The organism is Caballeronia telluris (genome assembly GCF_001544495.1).
GTDB classification, from domain to species: Bacteria; Pseudomonadota; Gammaproteobacteria; order Burkholderiales; family Burkholderiaceae; genus Caballeronia; species Caballeronia telluris.
This window is the reverse complement of sequence record NZ_FCNZ02000047.1, coordinates 1-22,357: the sequence shown is the minus strand read 5'-3', so window position 1 is coordinate 22,357 and position 22,357 is coordinate 1. Positions and strand designations below refer to the sequence as shown.

Annotated in this window: 22 protein-coding genes and 2 tRNA genes; 11 read left to right on the top strand and 13 right to left on the bottom strand. The window is 65.0% G+C overall.

From position 1 onward, the window contains the following. Window positions 1-2: 2 nt before the first annotated feature. From AWB66_RS30070 to gltX, 3 genes are all read right to left on the bottom strand, one after another. Window positions 3-75: transfer RNA gene (locus AWB66_RS30070), tRNA-Glu, on the bottom strand. Between the two features lie 168 nt (window positions 76-243). Then, window positions 244-319, bottom strand: a tRNA-Ala gene (locus AWB66_RS30065). Window positions 320-462: 143 nt separating this feature from the next. After that, entirely contained in the window at window positions 463-1,872 is a 1,410-nt protein-coding gene (gene gltX / locus AWB66_RS30060; RefSeq protein WP_087633678.1) for a glutamate--tRNA ligase, read from the bottom strand. 305 nt (window positions 1,873-2,177) lie between these two features. Here gltX and AWB66_RS30055 point away from each other — a divergent pair, with 305 nt between their 5' ends. Next, entirely contained in the window at window positions 2,178-3,125 is a 948-nt protein-coding gene (locus AWB66_RS30055; protein WP_087633677.1) for a patatin-like phospholipase family protein, read from the top strand. A gap of 75 nt (window positions 3,126-3,200) precedes the next feature. On the opposite strand, the gene AWB66_RS30050 is transcribed toward AWB66_RS30055, so the two are convergent. From AWB66_RS30050 to AWB66_RS30030, 5 genes are all read right to left on the bottom strand, one after another. Next, window positions 3,201-3,875, bottom strand: coding sequence for a C40 family peptidase (locus AWB66_RS30050; protein WP_087633676.1), 675 nt, complete (start codon window positions 3,873-3,875; stop codon window positions 3,201-3,203). Window positions 3,876-4,019: 144 nt separating this feature from the next. Continuing rightward, window positions 4,020-5,618, bottom strand: a complete 1,599-nt coding sequence (locus tag AWB66_RS30045; protein ID WP_087633675.1) for an ABC transporter ATP-binding protein — start codon at window positions 5,616-5,618, stop codon at window positions 4,020-4,022. Continuing rightward, window positions 5,615-6,724 carry an ABC transporter permease gene (locus tag AWB66_RS30040; RefSeq protein ID WP_087633674.1) on the bottom strand — a complete coding sequence of 370 codons (1,110 nt, stop codon included), beginning with the start codon at window positions 6,722-6,724 and terminating at the stop codon, window positions 5,615-5,617. Before AWB66_RS30040 ends, AWB66_RS30045 begins: the two co-directional genes overlap by 4 nt. A gap of 1 nt (window position 6,725) precedes the next feature. After that, on the bottom strand, window positions 6,726-7,763 hold the full coding sequence (locus AWB66_RS30035) for a microcin C ABC transporter permease YejB (RefSeq protein WP_087633673.1): 1,038 nt from the start codon (window positions 7,761-7,763) through the stop codon (window positions 6,726-6,728). Between the two features lie 31 nt (window positions 7,764-7,794). Further along, window positions 7,795-9,585: an extracellular solute-binding protein gene (locus AWB66_RS30030; protein WP_235021309.1), complete on the bottom strand. Its 1,791-nt coding sequence runs from the start codon at window positions 9,583-9,585 to the stop codon at window positions 7,795-7,797. Between the two features lie 271 nt (window positions 9,586-9,856). On the opposite strand from AWB66_RS30030, the gene fabI reads away from it, so the two are divergent. Further along, a complete protein-coding gene (gene fabI / locus AWB66_RS30025) occupies window positions 9,857-10,648 on the top strand; it encodes an enoyl-ACP reductase FabI (protein ID WP_087633671.1) in 792 nt (263 codons plus the stop codon). A gap of 70 nt (window positions 10,649-10,718) precedes the next feature. On the opposite strand, the gene AWB66_RS30020 is transcribed toward fabI, so the two are convergent. The 3 genes from AWB66_RS30020 to AWB66_RS30010 all read right to left on the bottom strand — a co-directional run bounded on the left by AWB66_RS30020 (window position 10,719) and on the right by AWB66_RS30010 (window position 13,123). Further along, window positions 10,719-11,072, bottom strand: a complete 354-nt coding sequence (locus AWB66_RS30020; RefSeq protein ID WP_200819105.1) for a hypothetical protein — start codon at window positions 11,070-11,072, stop codon at window positions 10,719-10,721. A 223-nt stretch (window positions 11,073-11,295) separates the two neighbouring features. Then, entirely contained in the window at window positions 11,296-11,646 is a 351-nt protein-coding gene (locus AWB66_RS30015; protein WP_087633670.1) for a hypothetical protein, read from the bottom strand. A 151-nt stretch (window positions 11,647-11,797) separates the two neighbouring features. Next, window positions 11,798-13,123, bottom strand: coding sequence for an MFS transporter (locus AWB66_RS30010; RefSeq protein WP_087633669.1), 1,326 nt, complete (start codon window positions 13,121-13,123; stop codon window positions 11,798-11,800). 219 nt (window positions 13,124-13,342) lie between these two features. Here AWB66_RS30010 and AWB66_RS30005 point away from each other — a divergent pair, with 219 nt between their 5' ends. From AWB66_RS30005 to loiP, 9 genes are all read left to right on the top strand, one after another. Beyond that, entirely contained in the window at window positions 13,343-14,125 is a 783-nt protein-coding gene (locus tag AWB66_RS30005; RefSeq protein ID WP_087633668.1) for a GntR family transcriptional regulator, read from the top strand. Continuing rightward, a complete protein-coding gene (gene mdcA / locus AWB66_RS30000; RefSeq protein ID WP_087633667.1) occupies window positions 14,122-15,783 on the top strand; it encodes a malonate decarboxylase subunit alpha in 1,662 nt (553 codons plus the stop codon). Before AWB66_RS30005 ends, mdcA begins: the two co-directional genes overlap by 4 nt. A gap of 5 nt (window positions 15,784-15,788) precedes the next feature. Further along, window positions 15,789-16,649 carry a triphosphoribosyl-dephospho-CoA synthase gene (locus tag AWB66_RS29995; protein ID WP_087633666.1) on the top strand — a complete coding sequence of 287 codons (861 nt, stop codon included), beginning with the start codon at window positions 15,789-15,791 and terminating at the stop codon, window positions 16,647-16,649. Window positions 16,650-16,662: 13 nt separating this feature from the next. Further along, window positions 16,663-16,965 carry a malonate decarboxylase subunit delta gene (locus AWB66_RS29990; RefSeq protein WP_087633665.1) on the top strand — a complete coding sequence of 101 codons (303 nt, stop codon included), beginning with the start codon at window positions 16,663-16,665 and terminating at the stop codon, window positions 16,963-16,965. Next, the gene (locus AWB66_RS29985) at window positions 16,962-17,810 is read left to right on the top strand and encodes a biotin-independent malonate decarboxylase subunit beta (RefSeq protein WP_087633664.1); all 849 of its coding nucleotides are present in this window, start codon (window positions 16,962-16,964) and stop codon (window positions 17,808-17,810) included. Before AWB66_RS29990 ends, AWB66_RS29985 begins: the two co-directional genes overlap by 4 nt. Next, entirely contained in the window at window positions 17,807-18,640 is an 834-nt protein-coding gene (mdcE, locus tag AWB66_RS29980; protein WP_087633663.1) for a biotin-independent malonate decarboxylase subunit gamma, read from the top strand. Before AWB66_RS29985 ends, mdcE begins: the two co-directional genes overlap by 4 nt. Continuing rightward, complete coding sequence (locus tag AWB66_RS29975) at window positions 18,625-19,269, top strand: malonate decarboxylase holo-ACP synthase (RefSeq protein WP_087633662.1); 645 nt, start codon at window positions 18,625-18,627, stop codon at window positions 19,267-19,269. The genes mdcE and AWB66_RS29975 overlap by 16 nt, the downstream gene beginning before the upstream one ends. Beyond that, entirely contained in the window at window positions 19,266-20,204 is a 939-nt protein-coding gene (gene mdcH, locus AWB66_RS29970) for a malonate decarboxylase subunit epsilon (protein WP_087633661.1), read from the top strand. The genes AWB66_RS29975 and mdcH overlap by 4 nt, the downstream gene beginning before the upstream one ends. 226 nt (window positions 20,205-20,430) lie before the next feature. After that, a complete protein-coding gene (loiP, locus tag AWB66_RS29965; protein ID WP_087633660.1) occupies window positions 20,431-21,180 on the top strand; it encodes a metalloprotease LoiP in 750 nt (249 codons plus the stop codon). Between the two features lie 469 nt (window positions 21,181-21,649). On the opposite strand, the gene tssJ is transcribed toward loiP, so the two are convergent. Further along, a complete protein-coding gene (gene tssJ, locus AWB66_RS29960; protein WP_235021308.1) occupies window positions 21,650-22,150 on the bottom strand; it encodes a type VI secretion system lipoprotein TssJ in 501 nt (166 codons plus the stop codon). 11 nt (window positions 22,151-22,161) lie between these two features. Continuing rightward, window positions 22,162-22,357 (bottom strand): hypothetical protein (locus tag AWB66_RS34645; protein ID WP_235021307.1); only part of this gene is annotated, 196 nt, incomplete at its 5' end.

Below are 22,357 nucleotides of genomic sequence, written 5' to 3'. Positions count from 1 at the left end.
GGCGTCCCCTAGGGGATTCGAACCCCTGTACTCACCGTGAAAGGGTGATGTCCTAGGCCTCTAGACGAAGGGGACAGAAACTTGGGTCAATCTCTGTCTTGCTACTTGCTTCGCTCTGATTCGACTACTTTAGCGAAGACCGAAACTATATACAACTTTTTGTTACTTGGGAAGTCCTTTTTGCGACAGCTGAAACTCAACGAGCAGTTTCAAACACCTCAATCTCGACCCCAAACCGTTCTGTGGTGGAGGTAAGCGGGATCGAACCGCTGACCTCTTGCATGCCATGCAAGCGCTCTCCCAGCTGAGCTATACCCCCTTGCAGAACAGAAACGAGATTCTAAAGGGCACTTTTGAAGTTGTAAATACCTTTGGGTGCACTCGTCGGAAATTTTTTTATCTCTTGCGATTGCGCCCGACAAAGCCACCGCGCGCGTGCGAACGCGGCGGCCCCAAACCGTCTTACGCGTTCGCCTTGTCGAGACGCGCCAGCACCGTCTCACGGCCGAACAGCACCAGCACCGCATCGATGGAGGGCGTATGCGTCGTGCCCGCGACGAGCAGCCGCACCGGCATCGCGAGATGCGGCATCTTGAGCTTGTGCGCGGCGAGCGTCGCCTTGAGCGCGGCCGAGATCGCTTCCTTGGTCCATTCGACGTCCGCGAGCGCCGCGCGCAGATCCGCGAGCGCCGGGCGCACCGCGTCCGTGACGTGCTGCGCGAAAGCGTCCGGTTCGATCACCGGCTCCTTGTAGAACATCGCCGCGTTCTCGGCGATTTCCTTCACCGTCGACGCGCGATCCTTCAAGAGGCCGATCACCAGTTCGAGCGGCGCGCCCTGTTCGATCGCCGCCGCGTCGATGCCAAGCTGCGTCAGGAACGGCGTGACGAGCGTCGCGAGGCGCGCGTTGTCGGCTTCCTTGATGTAGTGCGCGTTCAGCCAGTTCAGCTTGGCGTGGTCGTATTGCGCGGGCGACTTGCCGAGATGATCGAGGTCGAACCATTCGACGAACTGCTCGCGCGTGAAAATTTCCGCATCGCCGTGCGACCAGCCAAGACGCGCGAGGTAGTTCACGACCGCCTCGGGCAGATACCCCTCGTCGCGATACCCGACGACGCTCATCGCCCCGTGGCGCTTGCTCATCTTCTCGCCCTGCTCGTTGAGCACGGTCGGCAGATGCGCGTAGACCGGCACCTCGCCGCCGAGCGCGCGCAGGATGTTGATCTGGCGCGGCGTGTTGTTCACGTGATCGTCGCCGCGAATGACGTGGGTGATCTTCATGTCGAGATCGTCGACGACCACGCAGAAGTTGTAGGTCGGCGTGCCGTCCGGGCGCGCGATGACGAGATCGTCCAGTTCCTCGTTCGAGATCTCGACCGTGCCCTTCACCGCGTCGTCCCAACTCACGACGCCGCTCTCCGGATTGCGAAAGCGCACGACGGGCGCCACGCCCTCCGGCACCGGCGGCAGCGTCTTGCCCGGCTCCGGGCGCCACGTGCCGTCGTAGCGCGGTTTCTCGCCGGCCGCGCGTTGACGCTCGCGCAGCGCGTCGAGTTCTTCCGTCGACATGTAGCAGTGGTACGCGAGGCCCTTGTCGAGCATCTGCCGCACGACCTCGCGATAGCGCTCCATCCGCTGCATCTGATAGAACGGGCCTTCGTCGAAATCGAGGCCGAGCCACTCCATGCCTTCGAGGATCGCGTCGACGGATGCCTCGCTCGAACGCTCGACGTCGGTGTCTTCGATGCGCAGCACGAAGGTGCCCTTCATCTTGCGCGCGAACGCCCACGGGTAGAGCGCGGAGCGGATGTTGCCGAGATGGATGAAGCCGGTCGGGCTCGGAGCGAAGCGGGTGCGGACTTGCGTGGTCATGGGCGTGTGTACTCGATGGCGGAATGCGTTCGCGTGTGTCGGTCGCCGGAGGCGGCTTCCGGCGCAGCAGCACGGGTGCGAGGCGCGAACGATGCGTCGACGATCGGCGTCGCGCTCCGATGCGGCCTGGAATTCGCGCCGGACGACCGATCAAAATGAGACGGAATTATACTCGCCGCCCGCTTTTTACCGGCGGCGGTGCGCCGAGTTGCTTTATGATGTGCGCGCCGTTTTCGGGACGATCCCGCGCCCCAGGCGGCAGAGAAGCGTTTTGACCCGCCATCGCGCGCCGCTGGAGAATTACTTTGAAATCATCGACTTCCCGACTGTCGCGCCGCGCGTTCTCGATCGCGGCCGCGTCCGCCGCGCTCGCCGCGTGCACGACGACCGGCAGTAACATCACCGGCAACGGCAACGCACAAACGGGCGCCACGAATGCGCCGTCGAAGATCGAACCGCCGCGCGCCTTGCGCGTCGGGCTTGCGCTCGGCGGCGGCGCCGCGCGCGGTTTCGCGCATATCGGCGTCATCAAGGCGCTGGAGGCGCGCAACGTGCGCGTGGATCTGCTCGCGGGCACGAGCGCGGGATCGGTGATCGCGGCGCTCTCGGCATCGGGCATGAGCGGCATCGCGATCAACAAGGTCGCGCTCTCGATGGACGAAGCGTCGATCAGCGACTGGGCGATGCCCTTTCGCACGCGCGGCATTCTGCAGGGCGTCGCGCTTCAGAATTTTCTCAACAAGACGCTCGACAACCGGCCGATCGAAAAGATGGCGAAGCCGCTCGGCATCGTCGCGACGGACCTGAGAAACGGCCAGCCGATTCTCTTCCAGCGCGGCAACACCGGCATCGCGGTGCGGGCGTCGTGCAGCGTTCCGTCGATCTTCGAGCCGGTGACGATCGGCGGGCACGAATATGTGGACGGCGGCCTCGTGAGCCCGGTGCCGGCCGCGTTCGCGCACAAGATGGGCGCGGACTTCGTGATCGCGGTCGACATCTCGGCGCGGCCGGAATCGGCGCTCACGCAAAGCTCGTTCGACGTGCTGATGCAGACCTTCACGATCATGGGCCAGACGATCAAGGCCTACGAGCTCGACAAATACGCCGACTTCGTGATCCGCCCGAATCTCGCGGCGATGAGCAGCAGCGACTTCGGCCAGCGCAATGCCGCGATTCTCGCGGGCGAAGAAGCGGTGGCGAAGATCTGGCCGGAGTTGCAGCGCAAGCTGGCGATGAAGGGCGCGACGGCCTGATTCAACCGGCTCGGGAAGAACAAAAAGCCCGCTTCTCTCGAAGCGGGCTTCCTGGAACCGACCGAACCGGCAAGCTTACTGATTGCCGCCGATGGTGGCGCTCACGCGCTGTCGCAGATCGTTGCCGTCCATCGGAAATGCCGTTTCGATGCGGCGCGCGCCGGTGTAGCGCTTTTCCCAGTAGGCGTTTTCCATGTCGTCGACGCGGATCGTGCTGCCCGTCGACGGCGAATGCACGAACTTGTTGTCGCCGATGTAGATGCCCACGTGCGAGAACGAGCGGCGCATCGTGTTGAAGAACACGAGGTCGCCGGGCTTCAGTTCGCTCACGCGAACCTTCTCGCCAACGCGGCTCATTTCCTCGGCGCGGCGCGGCAGCGTCATGCCGAGCGTGTCCTGGAACACGTAGCGCACGAAGCCGCTGCAGTCGAGGCCCGAATCCGGCGTGTCGCCGCCCCAGCGGTAACGCACGCCGATCATGTTGAGCGCGCCGACGACGACGTCGCCCGCCTTGCTCGCCATGCCGGAGAGGAAAGATTTGGTGCCCGAGGACGCGGAGGCGGAATTGCCCGAGTCCGCGACCGGATAGATATCGTTTGCCTTCGAAGACGAAAAAATGCCATTGCTGGCATTTTGACTGGAATTGTTCACTTCGTCGGCGAACGCGCCCGAAGTTGCTGTCATCAGTAGGCCGATCAACATGCCCGCAGCGGCGCGTACGCATGTCTGAGTCAAGGAAATTGGCTGCATCGGTCGGTAGTTTTTGCGAAGAAAGTCTGAAAAATCAGAGGCATATGTAAAGTTTGGACGATACTAGCCAGTAATTATTTGCATGTCAAAAGATATAGAGAAAATCAATCGCTGGTCGCACCTAATTGGTGAGAAGAGTGAAATTCAGGCAGCCAACGAGGCTTTGAGAAGTTTCCGAGTGTAGTCGTGCGACGGCGTCGAAAAAATTTGCTCCACATCACCGCTTTCGACGACGAAACCGTTCTGCATCACCGCCACGCGGTGCGCCATCGCCCCGATCACTTCCAGATCGTGGCTGATGAAAACGTAGCCAAGGTTGTACTTTTTTTGCAGGTCGGCGAGGAGTTTCAGCACCTGCATCTGGATCGATACATCGAGCGCGCTGGTCGGCTCGTCGAGGATCAGGATGCGCGGTTCCAGCACGAGCGCGCGCGCAATCGCGATGCGCTGGCGCTGGCCGCCCGAGAACTCGTGCGGGTACCGCGCAAGCGCCGTGCGGTCCATGCCGACCTCGCGCAGCACCGACACCACTTTCGCGTGGCGCGCGGCCGCGTCGAGTTCCGGACGGTGCAGCGCGAGCCCCTCGCCGACGATCCGCTCGATCGTGTGCCGCGGCGACAGCGAACTGAACGGGTCCTGAAACACCACCTGCATGTTCGAGCGCAGCACGGTCTTGTCGCGTCCGCGATAAGCGGCAAGCGCCCTGCCCTGAAATTCCACCTCGCCATGCGAAACGCGCTGCAGGCCGAGCAGCGCCATCGCGAGCGTGGATTTGCCCGAACCCGACTCGCCAACGATCCCGAGCGTCTCGCCCTGACGCACCGACACCGACACGCCGTTCACCGCCTTGAACGCGCCGCGCCGGAACCAGCCGGCGAAACCGGGCAGCTTCGTCGCGTAGTCGACCGAGACGCCCTTCGCGTCGAGCAGCACGGGCGAGAGCGGCAGCACCGGCAGCACCGCGCGTTGCGGCCGGCTCGCCAGCAGCCGCTGCGTATAGGGATGCTGCGGCGACGTGAAGATTTCCTCGACCGTCCCGCTCTCGACGAGCAGACCTTTTTCCATCACCGCGATGCGCTGCGCGAAGCGACGCACGAGATTCAGGTCGTGGGTGATCAGCAACACGGCCATGCCGCGCTTTTCGGCTTCGTCGCGTTGCAGTTCCAGCAGCAGATCGACGATCTGCGCGCGGATCGTCACGTCGAGCGCGGTGGTCGGCTCGTCGGCGAGCAAGAGCCGCGGCCGGCACGCAAGCGCCATCGCGATCATCACGCGCTGGCGCTGGCCGCCCGACAACTGGTGCGGATAGCTGTCGATACGGCGTTCCGGCTCCGTGATGCCGGTGCGCGCGAGCAGGTCGATCGCGCGCTTTCTGGCCTCGCGCGGCGACGTGCCGTCGTGCAGCCGGATCGTCTCGACGATCTGGTCGCCCACCGTGTAGAGCGGATTGAGCGCCGTCATCGGTTCCTGGAAGATCATCGCGATGTCCGAGCCGCGCAGGCCGCGCATCGCGTGCTCGCTTTTCGTGAGCAGCTCTTCCCCGGCGAAGCGGATCGAGCCGGACAGCTCGGCATCGCGCAGCAGGCGCAGGATCGACAGCGCCGTCACGCTCTTGCCCGAGCCCGATTCGCCGACCAGCGCCACGCGCTCGCCCGCTTCGATCGAGAGGCTCACGTCGTCGACGGCGAGCGTCTCGCCGAAACGCACGCGCAAGCGGTCGATGTGCAGCAGCGGTTCGTTCATCGGCCGCCTCCGGCCTTGACTGCGTCCGCGATCCGCGTGTCGAGCGCGTTGCGCAGCGCGTCGCCCATGAACGTCAGGAGCAAGAGCGTCGCGACCAGCACGCCGAAGGTCGACAGCGAGATCCACCACGCGTCGAGATTCGCCTTGCCTTGCGCGAGCAGTTCGCCGAGCGAAGGCGTTGGCGAGGGAACGCCCAGGCCGAGAAAATCGAGGCTCGTCAACGCGAGAATCGCGCCGCTCATGCGAAACGGCAGGAACGTGATGACGGGCGTCAGGCTATTCGGCAGCACATGGCGCCAGATGATCTGCCAGTTCGAGAGGCCCATCGCGCGCGCGGCGCGCACGTAATCCTGCGTGCGGTTACGCAGGAATTCGGCGCGCACGTAGTCCGAGAGGCCGATCCAGCCGAAGAGCGACAGCAGGATCACGAGCAGCAAGAGACTCGGCTCGAAGATCGACGCGAAGATGATCAGCAAATAAAGCTCGGGCAGCGCGCTCCAGATTTCGATCAGCCGCTGTCCGGTGATGTCGGTCCGGCCGCCGAAGTAGCCCTGCACCGCGCCCGCGAGCACGCCGAGCACCGTGCCGATCGCGGTCAGGACGAGCGCGAACAGCACCGAGACGCGAAAGCCGTACACGAGGCGCGCGAAGACGTCGCGGCCGCGATCGTCGGTGCCGAGCCAGTTCTCGCGCGACGGCGGCGCCGGATTCGAGCCCTTCGAGAAATAGTTGAGCGTGTCGTAGTAGTAGTGATTCGGCGGATAAACCGCGAAATTGCCCGGCGCGCTAAAGCGATCGCGGATGTACGGGTCGAGATAGTCGGCGGGCGTCGGGAAGTCGCCGCCGAAGGTCGTCTCCGCATAGGTCGCAACGAGCGGAAAGTAGAGATGCCCCTGATAGCGCACGACGAGCGGCTTGTCGTTCGACCACAGCGGCCCGGCGAGACTGATCACGAACGCCGCGACGAACACGATGAGACTCCAGTACCCGAGCCGATGCCGCTTGAAGCGCAGCCAGACGCGGCGTCCCGGCTTCATGGAGACATGAGGGCGAAGCGGCTGGCCGTCGGTGGCGGCGGCTCGGCGCGACGATGCGGCTCGGTTCAAGTCAGCGCTCCAGTTGTTCGAATTGAATCCGCGGATCGACCCAGACGTAGCACAGGTCCGAGATGAGCTTGGTCGCAAGCCCGATCAGCGTGAAGAGATACAGCGTGCCGAGCACGACCGGGTAATCGCGCCGCACCACCGACTCGTAGGACAAGAGGCCGAGGCCGTCGAGCGAAAAAAGCGTTTCGATCAGGAGGCTGCCGGTAAAGAACGCGCCGATGAACGCACCCGGAAAACCCACGATCAGCGGCAGGAGCGCATTGCGGAACACGTGCTTCCATAGCACGCGCCGCTCGGACAAGCCCTTCGCCCGCGCGGTCAGCACATATTGCTTGCGGATCTCGTCGAGGAAAGCGTTTTTCGTGAGCATCGTGATGACGGCGAAGCTGCCCACCACCGACGCGATGATCGGCAACGTGATGTGCCACAGATAATCGACGATCTTGCCGGCGAGCGAGAGCGTCGCCCAGTTGTCGGAGGTGAGGTTGCGCAGCGGGAACAGTTGCCAGAAGGTGCCGCCGCCGAACAGCACGAGCAAGAGCACGCCGAGCACGAAGCCCGGAATCGCGAAACCGATCAGCACGACGAGGCTCGTCGCGACATCGAAGTTCGAGCCGTTTCTAACCGCCTTCGCGATGCCGAGCGGCACCGAGATCAGATACGTGATGAAGAACGTCCACACGCCGATGCTGATCGACACCGGCAGCTTCGACACGATCAGCGACCACACGCTTTGATGCCGGAAGTAGCTCTCGCCGAGATCGAAGCGCGCGAACTTGCCGAGCATCGAGACATAGCGTTCGAGCGGCGGTTTGTCGAAGCCGTATAGCGCTTTCAGTTGCGCGACCTGCTGCGCATCGACGCCCGTGTGCGTCCTCATGCCGAACGCGCCGCCCTGCTCGCCGCCGCGCCGAAGATCGTGCACCGCCTGCTCGACGGGACCGCCCGGCACGAACTGGATCACCGCGAACGTGAGCGTGAGCACGCCGAGCAACGTCGGGATCATGAGCAGGATGCGTTTGAGGATGTAGCTCCACATGGGTGGCGATCCGGTTTGGTTAGCGACGCAACTACTTCTGGGCAGGCTTGAACCACCACGTCGACGTGATCCAGTCCTCGGCGGTGTAGTAAAGCGGCAGCGTCGACGGAAAGCCGAGCGTATTGCGATACGCCACGCGGTGCGTCGCCGAATACCAGTGCGGGATCACATAGTAGCCGTGCATCAGCACCCGGTCGAGCGCGTGCGTGGCATCGACGAGTTGCTCGCGCGTCTGCGCCGAGACCACCGCCTGCAATATCTCGTCGACGGCCGGCGACTTCACGCCCGAGAGGTTGTCCGAGCCCTGCTCGTCGGCGGACTTGCTGCTAAAGCGCGAGACCTGCTCCGTGCCGGGGACCTGCACGTCCGGCATGCGCACGCTCGTCATGTCGAAGTCGAACGCGTCGAGCCGCTTCTGGATCAGCGCGTAGTCGACCGTGCGGAAGTTGCACACGATGCCGAGCTTCTGCAGATTGCGCGCGAATGCCGCGGCGACCGGCTCCATCGACGCGCCGCCGCCGGTGTCGTCGAGGATCTCGAACACGAACGGCTCGCCCTTCGCGTTGCGCAGCGCGCCGTCGCGATAGGTCCAGCCCGCGTCCGCCAGCAACTGGCGCGCCTTGATGAGATTCGCGCGCAACGCGTCCGGCGGCGGCGAAGTGCGCGGCTGCTGCACCATCTCGCCGAACACGGACGGATCGAGCTGCGAGCGCAGCGGCGACAGCAGCGCGAGTTCGCCGTCGCTCGGCGTTCCTTTCGCTTGAAGATCGGTATTGACGAAAAAGCTGTCGGTGCGCTTGTACTGGTTGAAGAAAAGCTGCCGGTTGAGCCACTCGAAGTCGAGTGCGAGATCGAGCGCCTGCCGCACGCGCACGTCCTGGAAGATCGGCCGGCGCACGTTCATGAAGAAGCCCTGCATGCCGCTGCCGTTGTGATGCGGGAACTCGCGCTTGATGAGCTCGCCGCTGTCGAAGCGCTTGCCGATGTCGCGCCGCACCCAGTTGCGCGCGACGTTCTCGACGAGCACGTCGTATTCGCCCGCCTTGAACGCTTCGAGCCGCGCGACGCCATCCGAATACAGCTTGTAGTCGATCCGCTCGAAGTTATTCGTGCCGATGCGCACCGGCAACTGCTTGCCCCAGTAGTCGGGATTGCGCTTGTAGGTGATCGTGCGGCCGTTGTCGTAGCGCTCGATCAGATACGGCCCGCTGCCGATCGGCTTCTGGAACGCGATCTGGTCGAAGTCGATGCGCGTGCCGTCCGGTTTCACGCCCCACTTGCGCGAGAACACCGGAATGCCGCCTGCGAGCAGCGGCATTTCGCGCGTGCGCGCTTTGAACTCGAAGCGGATCGTGAGCGGATCGACGACGACCGCGCGCGCGATCTGCCCGAAGTACACCGCATACTGCGGCGCGGCCTTCGGGCTTTTCAGGGTTTCGAACGAGAACTTGACGTCTTCGGCCGTCACCGGGTCGCCGTTCGAGAAGCGCGCCTTCGGATTGATGTGGAACGTGGTCGAGAGACCGTCGTCGGCCACGCGGATGTCGTCGGCCAAAAGACCATAGGCCGTCGACATCTCGTCGAGGCTGCCCGTCGTCAGGCTTTCGAACAGGAAGCCCAAGCCGGGCGCCGGATTGCCGCGCAAGGTGAACGGATTGAATTTGTCGAAGCTCGTCAGGCGGTTCGGGTTGGCAAGCACGAGGGTTCCGCCGCGCGGCGCGTCGGGATTCACGTAGTCGAAGTGCCTGAAGTCCGGCGGATACTTGGGCTCGCCGTATTGCGCGATCGCGTACACGGCGAACGCCGCGTGCGGCAAGGCCATGCCGATCGCCCCGATTAACGCGCTCGCGAAGAGAACACGCGGGATCCGTCGCGACGCGGTCGGGATGCGAGTCGTCATAAGCCCTTTCGAGGAAAAATAAGCATTGGCCGATGGCGCGAACACCGCGTGAGGCTTAGGGCGGGCATCGCAATGTGAGAGAATTCTACCCAAATCAGAGGCGGTTCCGCTCGTGTGTTGCCGCCCGGCCGTGGCGGCGACCGGCTCATGGCAAACACGGCGCACGCGCGACATTGACTACAAAGGAGCTTTCATGGGCTTTCTCGCTGGAAAACGAATTCTGCTGACGGGCTTGCTGTCCAACCGTTCGATCGCTTACGGCATCGCCGAAGCCTGCAAGCGCGAAGGCGCGGAACTGGCGTTCACCTACGTCGGCGAGCGCTTCAAGGACCGCATCACCGAGTTCGCCACCGAATTCGGCAGCGACCTCGTCTTTCCGTGCGACGTCGCCGACGATGCGCAGATCGACGCGCTCTTCGCGTCGCTGAAAGAACGCTGGGACTCGCTCGACGGCATCGTGCACTCCATCGGCTTCGCGCCGCGCGAAGCGATCGCGGGCGACTTTCTCGACGGCATGACGCGCGAGAACTTCCGCATCGCCCACGACATCTCCGCGTACAGCTTCCCCGCGCTCGCAAAGGCCGCGCACTCGATGCTCGCGCCGGATGCGTCGCTTCTCACGCTCTCCTATCTCGGCGCCGAGCGCGCGATCCCGAACTACAACACGATGGGTCTCGCGAAGGCGTCGCTCGAAGCGAGCGTGCGCTATCTCGCCGTATCGCTCGGCGCGAAGGGCGTGCGCGTGAACGGCATTTCGGCCGGTCCGATCAAGACGCTCGCGGCAAGCGGCATCAAGGGCTTCGGCAAGATTCTGGATTTCGTCGAGAACAATGCGCCGCTCAAGCGCAACGTGACGATCGAACAGGTCGGCAACGTGGCGGCGTTCCTGCTGTCGGACCTCGCGGCGGGCGTCAGCGCGGAGATCGTGCACGTCGACAGCGGCTTCAATGCGATCGTCGGCGGGATGGCGGCGGTGGCGGAATAAGCGCGTTCCAGCGCTTCGGCTTTTCCGAGAACCGTCCCCTTAGCGGGGGACGGTTTTTTTTCGGCCCGCGTCAGTGGTGATGCTTGTCGTGACCGTGACCGTTTCCGTGACCATGGTGCTTCTCATGGCCGCGGCCGTGCTGGCGGTACCAGTCGTCGCGATCCCAGTAGCGCCGGCCGTCGTAGTAGCGGTTGCCGTACCAGCCGATCACCACCGGCGGGCGCACGTAGACGGGCGCCGGCTGGTAGATGACAGGCGGTGGAGGCGGCGCATAAACCGGCTGCGGCACGACGTAGACAGGCGTCGGAACGCCGATGTTCACACCGACGTGCACGTCGGCTGCATAGGTGAAACCGCTTGCGCACAACGCGACAAGGCCGAGCGAGAGCGTGAGGGAGTGGCGGATCGTTTTGCTGGTCGTCAATTGCGTACCTCGGCGGGATCGTGTTGAAGTCGACGCGAATATAACGGATAGCTTTCAGTTCAGTATTTCAGCTTTGTAAGTTCTTGCGCGAAGAGCCGTCATGTCTGGAGAAAGCTTACCTTTTGTTACATCGGACGATAGCGCCGCAGCAACGAAAAAAGCCACCCGATTCGCATCGGATGGCTCTTCATGCAACCGTGAATACTTTCCGCCGGCGCGGCGTTCAATGCCAGCCGTTGTGACGCCCGTTGTCGTGATGACCGCCGTGTCCGTGCTCGTAGTGATCCGGATGACGGCGATACCAGTCGTCGCGGTCCCAGTAGCGGCGGCCGTCGTAATAGCGGTCGCCATGCGAGCCGATGACGATGGCCGGCGCCGCGTACACCGGCGGAGGCGGCGCGTAGATGACGGGCGGCGGCGGCGGCGCGTAGACCGGCTGCGGCGCGACATAAACCGGCGCGGGAACCCCGATGTTCACCCCGATATGCACCTGCGCGAATGCCGCCCCCGACACACCCAGACTGCCGACGGCAACGACCCCTGCCAGCAACGAAATCTTTGATACCTTGTTCATGTGAAGCACACCTCGACCGGTTGTTTATTGTGTTGAAGCAATATAGCGGATCGGTCCGGGCGAGTTGTTTCACGCTGGTAACCTCGTATTACCGTCTATCCTCGACCCGCAACCTTACGCCCAGTAAGGCGTTCGCGGGATGCCCGCGTCCTCAGTTGGGCAACTCCTGCCCCTTCGTTTCGGGGGCGAATGGTATCACCGCGAGACCGATCAGGAAGGCGAGCGAGGTGAGCGCGATGGGCACGCCGAGTGTCTTCATGTTGAGCACCATCGCGCCGACGCCGAAGTTCACGATCGCCCCGACGAAGCGCCCGACCGACGTGCAGAACGCAAACGCCGTCGCCCGCACGCGGGTTTCGAACTGTTCCGGCAGCCACAGGCTGAAGAGCGCGAAGTTGCCGCCGAAAAACCCGAGCACCACGAGCAGCGCGATGAACGGCACGAGCCCGTTCGGCAGATAGAACGCCCAGCCGAACGCCAGCGCGATCGACGCAGCCATGCCGACGAAATACACCGCGAGCGTCTTCCTGCGGCCGATGCGCTCGGCCATCGGCGGCAAGGCGAGGCAGCCGACGATCGTGCCGATCGAAAGCAGCCCCGTCGCGATCGACGCGGTGCGCGCTGCTTCCGCACGGCCCATGCCGGCCTTCGTCGCGAGCTGGATGACGGCCGACGGCTCGTAGACCGCGCCGGCCCACAGGCCGATGATCGCGACCGTCAGGAGCGTCGCGGCCACCACCGTGCGCCGCCGGTATTGCGGCGAGAAGATCGTGCGCAGCGGGCTCGCGTGCCTGACGGCGCTCGCCGTCTGGACCGCGCTCGCTTCGGCGCGCTGCCACTTGTCGGTTTCCTTCACGCGCAACAGCACCATGATCGACACGACGACCGGAAACAGCCCGACGAGAAACATCGCGCGCCAGCCGAACGTCGCACCGATCGTGTAGTTGAGCGCCGCGGCGAGGAAGAAGCCGGCGTAATAACCCGTCTGCAGATAGCCCGCGCCCATCTTGCGGCGATCCTCCGGCCAGGCCTCGGCGACGTAGGTGCCCGCGAGCGCCCACTCTCCGCCGATGCCCACGCCCGCGAGGAACCGGTAGATGCCCAGTTCCCAGACCGAATGCGAGGTGGCCGCGAGCCCGGTGAAGATCGCGAACGTGAAGATGGTCGCGGCGAGCACTTTCGTGCGGCCAAAGCGGTCCGCGAGCGGGCCCCAGATGAACGACAGACCCCAGCCGACGAGGAACAGCGCGAAAAGTATCGACCCCGCGAGTCCGATGTTCGCGGGCGTCGCCGCGTAGCCGGAGCGCGGCAGGAGTTCCGTGAGCGCGGGCGCGAGCACGAGCGCGTAGATGAACGAATCCATGCCGTCGAGCGTCCAGCCTGCCCACGCGCCCCAGAAACCCGTGATCTGGGAACGGTTGAGCGGCGTGCGGGCGCGTTGGACGGAAGGTACAGGGCGATCCACCGTAGTCGGCATGACGTGTGTCTCCTGCTTTGCGCTCGGCCGGAGTTAGCGCTAAAGCGGTTGCTCCGGTCCTATACAAGGGAGTTGCGGATGTTTCCCGACGCGCGCTTTCCGTTTCTGATTCTGTGCAACTGGCGTCGTGTCTAGGGAAAGCACCATAAACGCGTCGATACCACTTTATATATAATATTTGAACCTGCATCGACGACAAGTCCGCACTTCTACCTAGCCATGACGACCAAAAAGCCCGATTTCATCGCAGCAAGCGCGTTTCGCGAGGCGCAGTTCGAGCCGCGCCAGAGCACGTCGCGCTTCATTGCCGATGCGTTGCGCGCGGCGATCGTCGAGGGATCGCTGTTGCCGGGCGAGCCGTTGCGGCAGGACGCGATCGCGCGCCAGTTCTCGGTGAGCGCAATTCCCGTGCGCGAGGCCTTCAGGCAGCTCGACAGCGAAGGCTGGGTGATGATCGAGCCGAATCGCGGGGCGTCGGTCAGCTTGCAATCCGCCGACGAGGCGCGCGAGATCTACGAGATCCGCGCGTCGCTGGAAAGCCTCGCGATCGGCATTGCGATCGAGCATCACACGCCCGCGACGCTCGCCACGTGCCGCGCGCTGCTCGAAGCCGCGGCGAACGAACCCGATCCCGCGCTCTACGTCGTGCGTAACGAACAGTTCCACATGAGCCTCTATGCGCCCGCGAACCGCCCTCGCCTGATGGAATTGATCGGCCAGATGCATCGGCGCGGCGAGCGTTATCTGCGCGTGAAGTTCGGGCTGCCAACCTTCAAGGGCCAGTCCGACACCGAGCACGAAGCGATCCTCGAAGCCCTGTGCGCGCGCGACATCGAAGCGGCGCAGCGGCTCGTGGCGCGACATTTGCTGGCAACAGGCGAACTCGTCTATCGTTTCCTGAGCGAAGCGCAGGCGTTCGCGCAATCCACTCACAGGAAGAAGCGGCGCCGCCCGGCTGCGCGCGATGCCGCGACGTCCTCCACCGGCGAAGGCAAGCCATGAACTCGTCCGATCCGAAACCGCGGCAATGGAATACTCGTGCGCAGGAAAAGGCGCGTCGCCTTGCGTCGATCGCGCCGTGGCTCGACGGTGGCGTGCTGAAGTCGGAACGCATCGTCGATGCGCTCGAAGCGCTGATCGCCCCCGGCGATCGCGTGGCGCTCGAAGGCAACAACCAGAAGCAGGCGGACTTCCTCTCGCGCGCGTTCGCGAAAGTCGACCCAGCGCGCGTGCATGACGTGCATTTGCTCTTGTCGAGCATCAGCCGGCCGGAGCATCTCGCGCTCTTCGAAAACGGCATCGCGCACAAGGTCGACTTTTCGTTCGCGGGGCCGCAGAGCCTGCGCGTCGCGCAACTGCTCGAAGACGGAAAGCTCGAGATCGGCGCGATCTATACGTACATCGAACTGTATGCGCGCATGTTCATCGACCTCACGCCGCAGGTGTCGCTCGTGTGCGCGGTGCAGGCGGACCGGCAGGGCAATCTCTACACCGGCGCGAACACCGAAGACACGCCGACCATCGTCGAGGCCACCGCGTTTCGTCACGGCATCGTGCTCGCGCAGGTCAACGAGATCGTCGATGAACTGCCGCGCGTCGATATTCCCGCCTCGTGGGTCGACGTGGTCGTGAAGGCGGACCGGCCGTTCGCGGTCGAGCCGCTTTTCACGCGCGATCCGCGCCACATCGGCGAGTTGCAGATCCTGATGGCGATGATGACCATTCGCGGCATCTACGAACGCTACGGCGTGACGACGCTCAATCACGGCATCGGCTTCGATACCGCCGCCATCGAACTGCTGCTTCCGACCTACGGCGAATCGCTCGGCCTCAAGGGCAAGATCTGCCGGAACTGGGCGCTCAATCCGCATCCGACCTTGATTCCCGCGATCGAAAGCGGCTGGGTCGAGAGCGTGCATTGCTTCGGCAGCGAAGTCGGCATGGAGAACTACATCGCCGAGCGCTCGGACGTCTTCTTCACCGGCCGCGACGGCAGCCTGCGCTCGAACCGCGTGCTGTGCCAGCTGGCCGGGCAATACGGCGTCGATCTGTTCATCGGCTCGACCTTGCAGATGGACGCGGATGCCAATTCCTCGACCGTCACGCTCGGGCGCCTCGCCGGCTTCGGTGGCGCGCCGAACATGGGCCACGATCCGCGCGGACGCCGCCATTCGAGCGAAGCGTGGTTGAAGCTGATGAAGTCCGATGGACCAAATCCGTCGATCGGACGTGGTCACAAGCTCGTCGTGCAGACGGCCGAGACGTTCAAGAAGGGCGGCGAGCCGACCATCGTCGACGCGCTCGATGCGATCGCCGTCGGCGAGAAGAGCGGCATGCCGATCGCGCCCGTGATGATCTACGGCGACGACGTGAGCCACGTCGTGACCGAGGAAGGCATCGCGTATCTGCATGCGGCCGAGGGCGTCGAGGAACGGCGCGCGGCGCTTGCGGCGGTCGCGGGCGTCACGCCGATCGGCATGCGTGCCGATCCCGCGAAGACCGCCGAACTGCGCCGGCGCGGCATCGTCGCGTTCCCCGAGGATCTCGGCGTGCGGCGCGGCGAAGCGAAGCGGTCCTTGCTCGCCGCGCGCAGCATCGACGATCTCGTCGCGTGGTCGGGCGGCCTCTACGCGCCGCCCGCGAAGTTCAGAAGCTGGTGAACGCGATGGCGGCCGCCCTTCCCCTTTTAAAATTCGATGCCCCCGCCGATGCGGCGCTCATCGCCGATTACGCCGTCGATGCCCTGATCGACGAAGCGTTTCTCACACCGAAGCCCGCGCTCGTCGACCGGCGCGGCAGCGGCGCCCATCGCGACCTCGATCTCGACACCATGCTGCGTTCGGCGCGCGCCTTGCGTCCCACTTTCGCAGCGATCGCGCGCGCGGCGACGGGCGAAGCACCGTCGCAGGCATTGCGCGAACGGCTCGCGCGCCTCGGCCGCGAAGGCGAACACGCGATGATGACGGCTACCGGCGGCAGCAACGCGCATCGCGGCGCGATCTGGATCGTCGGCTTGCTGTGCGCCGGCGCCGCGATGAACGCACCGGACGATGGCGACGCCATCTGCGCGTCGGCGGCCGCCATCGCGTGCTTTCCCGACCGCTTCGCGCCGCGCGCCGCAGCGTCGAGCCACGGCGCGCGCGTCGTGCAGCGATACGGCGTCGCGGGCGCGCGGGGCGAAGCGCGCGAAGGCTTTCCGCATGTTTCGCGCGTCGGCCTGCCCGCGCTCCTGAATGCGCGCGCCAGACAGTTGAACGAAGACGATGCCCGTCTCGAAGCCCTGATTGCGATCGTCGCATCGCTCGACGACACCTGCCTTTTGCATCGCGGCGGACTCGACGCACTGCGCGCCGCCCAGCACGGTGCGCGCCGTGTCATTGAAGCGGGCGGCGTCGGGCGTGCAGCCGGTCGCGCCGCGCTCGCGCAACTCGATCGCACACTCTTCGCGCTGAACGCATCGCCCGGCGGCGCCGCGGACCTGCTCGCCGCGACGCTCTTTATCGACCGCCTGCAGCGCCTCAACTGACAAGGAACGAACCATGGAAAGCATGCGTTACGAGTATCCCGCGACGCGGCCCGTGAAGCGGCGCGCGCACGTCGGCGTGGTCGGCTCGGGCGATCTCGAAGTGCTGCTGTCGCCTTCCGGCGCGCCGCACGCGGAGGTGATCATCCGCACGAGCGTCGATGGGTACGGACACGTCTGGAAGAGCGTCCTCGACCGCTTTTTCACGCGCTACGACGGCGCCGCGAAAATCGAACTCAACGACTTCGGCGCGACGCCAGGCGTCGTGATGCTGCGGCTCGCGGAAGCCGTCGAAGCGAGCGAGGACGACGCGCCATGAACGCTCACGACACCTTCATCGCGCGGCACAGCTTCATCGAACTGACGGCGCGCGAGCGCGCAACCGCGCTCCTCGACCGTGGCACTTTCCGCGAACTGCTCGGGCCGTTCGACCGGCTCGAATCGCCGTGGCTTGCGATGCAGAACGTCGTCTGCCAGTCCGACGACGGCGTGGTCATCGCGCGCGGCACGCTCGGCGGCGAGCCGGCCGTCGTGGCCGCGATCGAACCGGCGTTCCAGGGCGGCAGCATCGGCGAAGTCTCGGGCACGAAGATCGCCGCCGCGCTCGAACTCGCCGCGCGCGAGTTCGAGCAGGGCCGCGCGATCCGTCCGGTGGTCCTGTTCGAAACCGGCGGCGTGCGTTTGCAGGAGGCCAACCTCGGGCTTGCGGTCATCGCGGAAATCCAGGCGGCGATCGTCGCGTTGCGGCGATATGTGCCGGTCGTCGGCGTGATCGGCGGGATGGTCGGCTGCTTCGGCGGGATGTCGCTCGCGGCCGCGCTCTGCACCGCGCTCGTGATGACGCGGCAGGCGCGGCTCGGCATGAACGGCCCCGAAGTGATCGAGCAGGAAGCGGGCATCGAGGAACTGGACGCGTCCGACCGCAAGCTGATCTGGTCGATGATCGGCGGCGAGGAGCGCGTCGCGGTCGGGCTTGCCGATACGCTCGTCGAAGACGACAGCGGCGAAGTGCGCGCGGCGGTCATCGCTGCGTTTGAACGCGGCGTGCCGGCGCGGCATCGCAGCGAGGAGGTGGAGCGGCAACTCGAACGGCTCGCGCGCGTGGACCCGGACGCCATCGATCCCGACACGCTGCGCACGCTCTGGCAAGGAGATTCACGATGACCGAAGCCGTTTCCAACTCACGCGGACAGCGCTGGTTCGACGCGCTGACATCGCACGGCGGCGCGCAGCAAAATGGCCCGGTCCGCGCCGCCGATGCCCCGCTCGGCGATGAGACCGCGCGTTTCATCGCGGTCGTGCCCGATCCGCACAACCGCTTTCCCCGCGCGCGGGATAACGTCGTCGGGCTCGAACAGGGGTGGCTGCTCGCGCGCACGGTGCGCGAAGCGCTCGATGCCGATCGAGATGCCGACGGCAACGCTGCCAAGCGCCCGCTCGTCGCCATCGTGGACGTGAAGAGTCAGGCTTACGGCCGCCGCGAGGAACTGCTGGGCGTGCATCTGGCGTGCGCCGCGGCCGTCGATGCCTACGCCCAGGCGCGGCTCGCGGGTCATCCGGTGGTCGCGCTGATCGTCGGACCGGCGATGTCGGGCGCGTACCTCGCGCACGGCTATCAGGCGAACCGCATCGTCGCGCTCGATGCGCCCGGCATCGCCGTCCACGCAATGGGGCGCGAAGCCGCCGCGCGGGTGACGCGGCGCAGCGTCGAAGGGCTCGATGCGCTCGGCGATACGGTGCTGCCGATGTCGTACAAGATGAGCGCGTATGCGAAGCTCCGGCTGCTGCACGACCTGATCGAAGGCATCGATGCCGACGCGCCCGCCGATGCCGATATCGAACGCGTGCGCGCCTCGCTGATCGACGCGGTGAAGGATGCGCGGCGAGGTCCGCCGGATCTGTCGAACCGTCTAGCTTCTGCCGAGGCGAAACGCACGCGCGCGGCATCGATCGAAGCGCGCAGGCGGATGGCCGAACAATGGGACGCATCGTGACCACGAACGTGCGACCGCACGACTTGCTGCGCCTCGCGCCCGACGCGCCCGCCTTCGCCGACGCGCCCGCGTGGGTGACCGATGCGCTGGCGCGGGCGCCGTGGGTCGTCGTGCGCCGCGCGCCGCGTCTCGCCGATGCGATTCCCATCGGCGTGCGCGGCGCGACGCGCAGCGAGCGCTTCGGGACGTGGCTTCATCCGCGCGATGTCGGACGCGTCGTCGCGCCCGAGGATCTTTGCGCGGCTGTGTCCGGCGAATCGACGCTGCCCGCCTTCGCGCTCCTTCGCGCGGTGGCGCCCCTGCTCGACGCTACCGGTTGCCAGTGGGGCCCGACAGGCAGCATGGGCTTCGAACTCGCGAGCGGCATCACGACCGTCACGCCCGCGAGCGATCTCGATCTCGTGATGCGCGCGCCCGAACCGCTTGCTCGCGAGCACGCCGCCGCGTTGTTCGATGCGCTTTCGAACGCGGCCCGCGACGCCGCCACACGCATCGACGTGCAGATCGACACGGGCGATGCAGCGTTCTCGCTCGGCGAATTCGCGCGCTCGACTGCGCGCGTGATGCTGAAAAGCGCCGCCGGCCCGAACCTCGTCGCCGATCCGTGGCGCGCGGAGCCGCTCGCATGATCGCGTTCCTGTTTCCCGGTCAGGGCGCGCAGGTTCCCGGATTCCTGCATGCGCTCGGCGGCCCCGATCCGCATCCGCACATCGCGGCCACGGTGTCCGAAGCGTCCGACGTCCTCAAGCTGAACGTGCTCGATCTGGACAGCGCGGATGCGTTGCGTTCGACCGTCGCGGTTCAGATCGCGCTCGTCGTCGCGGGCGTGGCGGCGATGCGCGCGCTGCGGGCCGTTGGCGTCGAACCCGAGGCGGCCGCGGGTTTGTCCGTGGGCGCGTATGGCGCGGCGGTCGCGAGCGGCGCCATCGCGTTCGACGATGCGCTGCGGCTCGTGCAGCTTCGCGCGCAACTGATGGAGAACGCGTATCCGACGGGCTACGGCATGCTCGCCGTGGTCGGACTGAACGAACGCGAAATCGGCGCGACTATCGCGCAAAGCGGCGTCGACGATGTCTATGTCGGCAACCTGAACGCGCCGCGTCAGATCGTGCTCGCCGGCAGCGACGCGGGACTCGAACGCGTGCGGCAGTGCGTGCTCGAACGCGGCGCGCGCCGTGCCGAGCGGCTCGCGGTGAGCGTGCCGTCGCACTGCGAACTGCTCGACGACGCCGCCCGCCTGCTGACCGATGCCGCGCGCGAGGTCCGGTTCGATGCGCCGCGCATTCCGTACATCGGCAATCGGGGCGCACGCGTGCTGCGCACCGCCGACGCAATACGCGACGATCTCGCGACCAATCTGCGCCACCCGGTGCGATGGCACGATGCGTCCATCGTGCTCGGCGAGCTTGGCGCCCGCGTGTTCGTCGAGATGCCGCCGGGACGCACCCTCACCCAGCTCGCCGACGAAGCCTTGCCCGACGTCGCGACGGTTGCCGTCGAGCAATCGACGATCGGCTCCGCTGCAGCGCGCGTGCGCGCGGCGATCGCACGCAGTGGCGGTTGAAGCTGATTCCATCCTCGATTTTCCTGTGTTGCGACGGCCGCCGGGTATGCGCGCGTCCGCTCGCTTGCTAACATCCTCCTTACGACAACCGTCGCGCGCCTGTCCGCCGACTCGACGGCGTAAGCAATTAGGAAACATCGGGTAGCGCTGCCCTTTCCTTCTGACGACCATCGCGCACAGGCGGCGCATGCCGTTGTCGAGGTTCTTCTACACAGGAAAGCAATCAATGAAACTCCACCGTTTTTTCATCGCCGCTTCATTCTGCGCGACGCTCGCCGGCTGTGCGGGCATGGATCCGAACGCGCTCGTGCAATCGGGCACGCTCGCGACGCAGGCCGCGATGCTCAGCGACGCCGACGTGCGCACCCTCTCCGACAAATCCTGCACGCAACTCGACAATGAGAACACCATCGCGCCGGCCAATAGCGCGTACACGAAACGCCTGAACAAGATCGCCGCGCAACTCGGCAACAACATCAACGGCGTGCCGGTCAACTACAAGGTGTACATGACGAAGGACGTCAACGCGTGGGCGATGGGCAACGGCTGCGTGCGCGTCTATAGCGGCCTGATGGACCTGATGAACGACGACGAAGTGCGCGGTGTCGTTGGACACGAGATGGGCCACGTCGCACTGGGACACACGAAGAAGGCGATGCAAGTGGCCTACGCGGCGTCGGCGGTGCGCTCGGTGGCGTCGTCGGCGACGGGCGTGGTCGCAAGCCTGTCGTCGTCGCAACTGGGCGATCTCTCCGAGAAGTTCGTCAACGCGCAGTTCTCGCAGTCGCAGGAAAGCGCCGCCGACGATTATTCGTTCGATATGCAGAAGAAGAAGGGACTCGATCCTTCGGGGCTCGTGGCGGCGTTCAACAAGCTCGCGAAGGTCGATGGCGGGAAGTCGAGCATGTTGAGTTCCCATCCGGCTTCGCCCGCGCGGGCGAAGCATATTCAGGACCGGATTGCGTCGGGGAAGTGATGGTTATGTAGCATCGGTACGGCCTCGGATGTTGAGGCCGTTCAGGCGAACGACGAGAATCGGCTGTCGTTCGAGCGCCTGAAAACAAAAACCCCGCAGAGCCTAGGCTTTGCGGGGTTTTCTCTGCCATTGCTGGCGAAGACGGGGACCGTCTGGATACGTTCCAGCGACTTCCGATTACCTCGGCCTCGGCACGTACCCGTAGATCATATCCCTGCTGCCAGAGTGGTCCCGCTTGAACGCATACGGCCGGAGACGAAACAGCCGTACCGCGCGTGGTGAACTTCCACGCTCGTTCGTTCAGCGCTTCAGCCTGGCTCAACAGTTGCTGCCCGCCTCGACGCAGATATCTCCGACTGAGCAAATGCAGAGGGATGACTTCCGATGTTGGCCAGAGAGAAAATGAGGGCAAAGATGCAATCAAACACCTTCATTAAGATTTCCTGATACTTTTTTCTGGATCAGTACTTCATCGGTGCTCTGTATCGATTTCCAGGCTGCGCTCCAACACCAACAGCCTCACTGGGTCGGTTTTCTTCCATCGTGCTTTGGCCACCAGCACGGACCACTCGGCGCTTTCGGCGTTGCGATAGAACGCCGCCACGCCCACGTAGTTCGCCGCCTCGTCCATCGGTTCGGACACCTCCAGCGTCTGCCCCGGCCCGAGCGTCATGTCCCGGCTCGAGAGCGTCGCCGCTTTCAGAGCGTCGTTGCCCGCAAGCACTTGCTCATAGGTGGTCGTCGCAAAGGGCTTGTTGTCCTTCAGTTGGTAAATACGCAGCACGACTGGCAGCGACACGCCGCGCGCGTCCTGGTTGAGCGCACCGCGCGCCGTCACGACGAGGTTCATTTGTTTGACCTTCGTCTCGAAAATCGCTTTCGTGGTGCTCACGGTGCCGTCCTTGACGGACTGCCACGTGCCGCACGCTGAAACGGCCAGCGCGAGGCTCACGCCGAGCGCACCCCGCATGATTCTGCTCATCAGAACGGCGCTCCCGTGAAATCGGTACGCGGATAGGCCGTCTCGTGGCCATCGATGGTCAGTACCAGTTGCATCGAACATTGCAGGCTCGCGTAGCGTCCCAGGAAGTAGTTCAGCAGTATGCGGTCCTTCAGGGACGCCCTAGCAATGGACGAGTGATTCTCTGATGCTACCTGTCCACGTGGACAGCTGGGA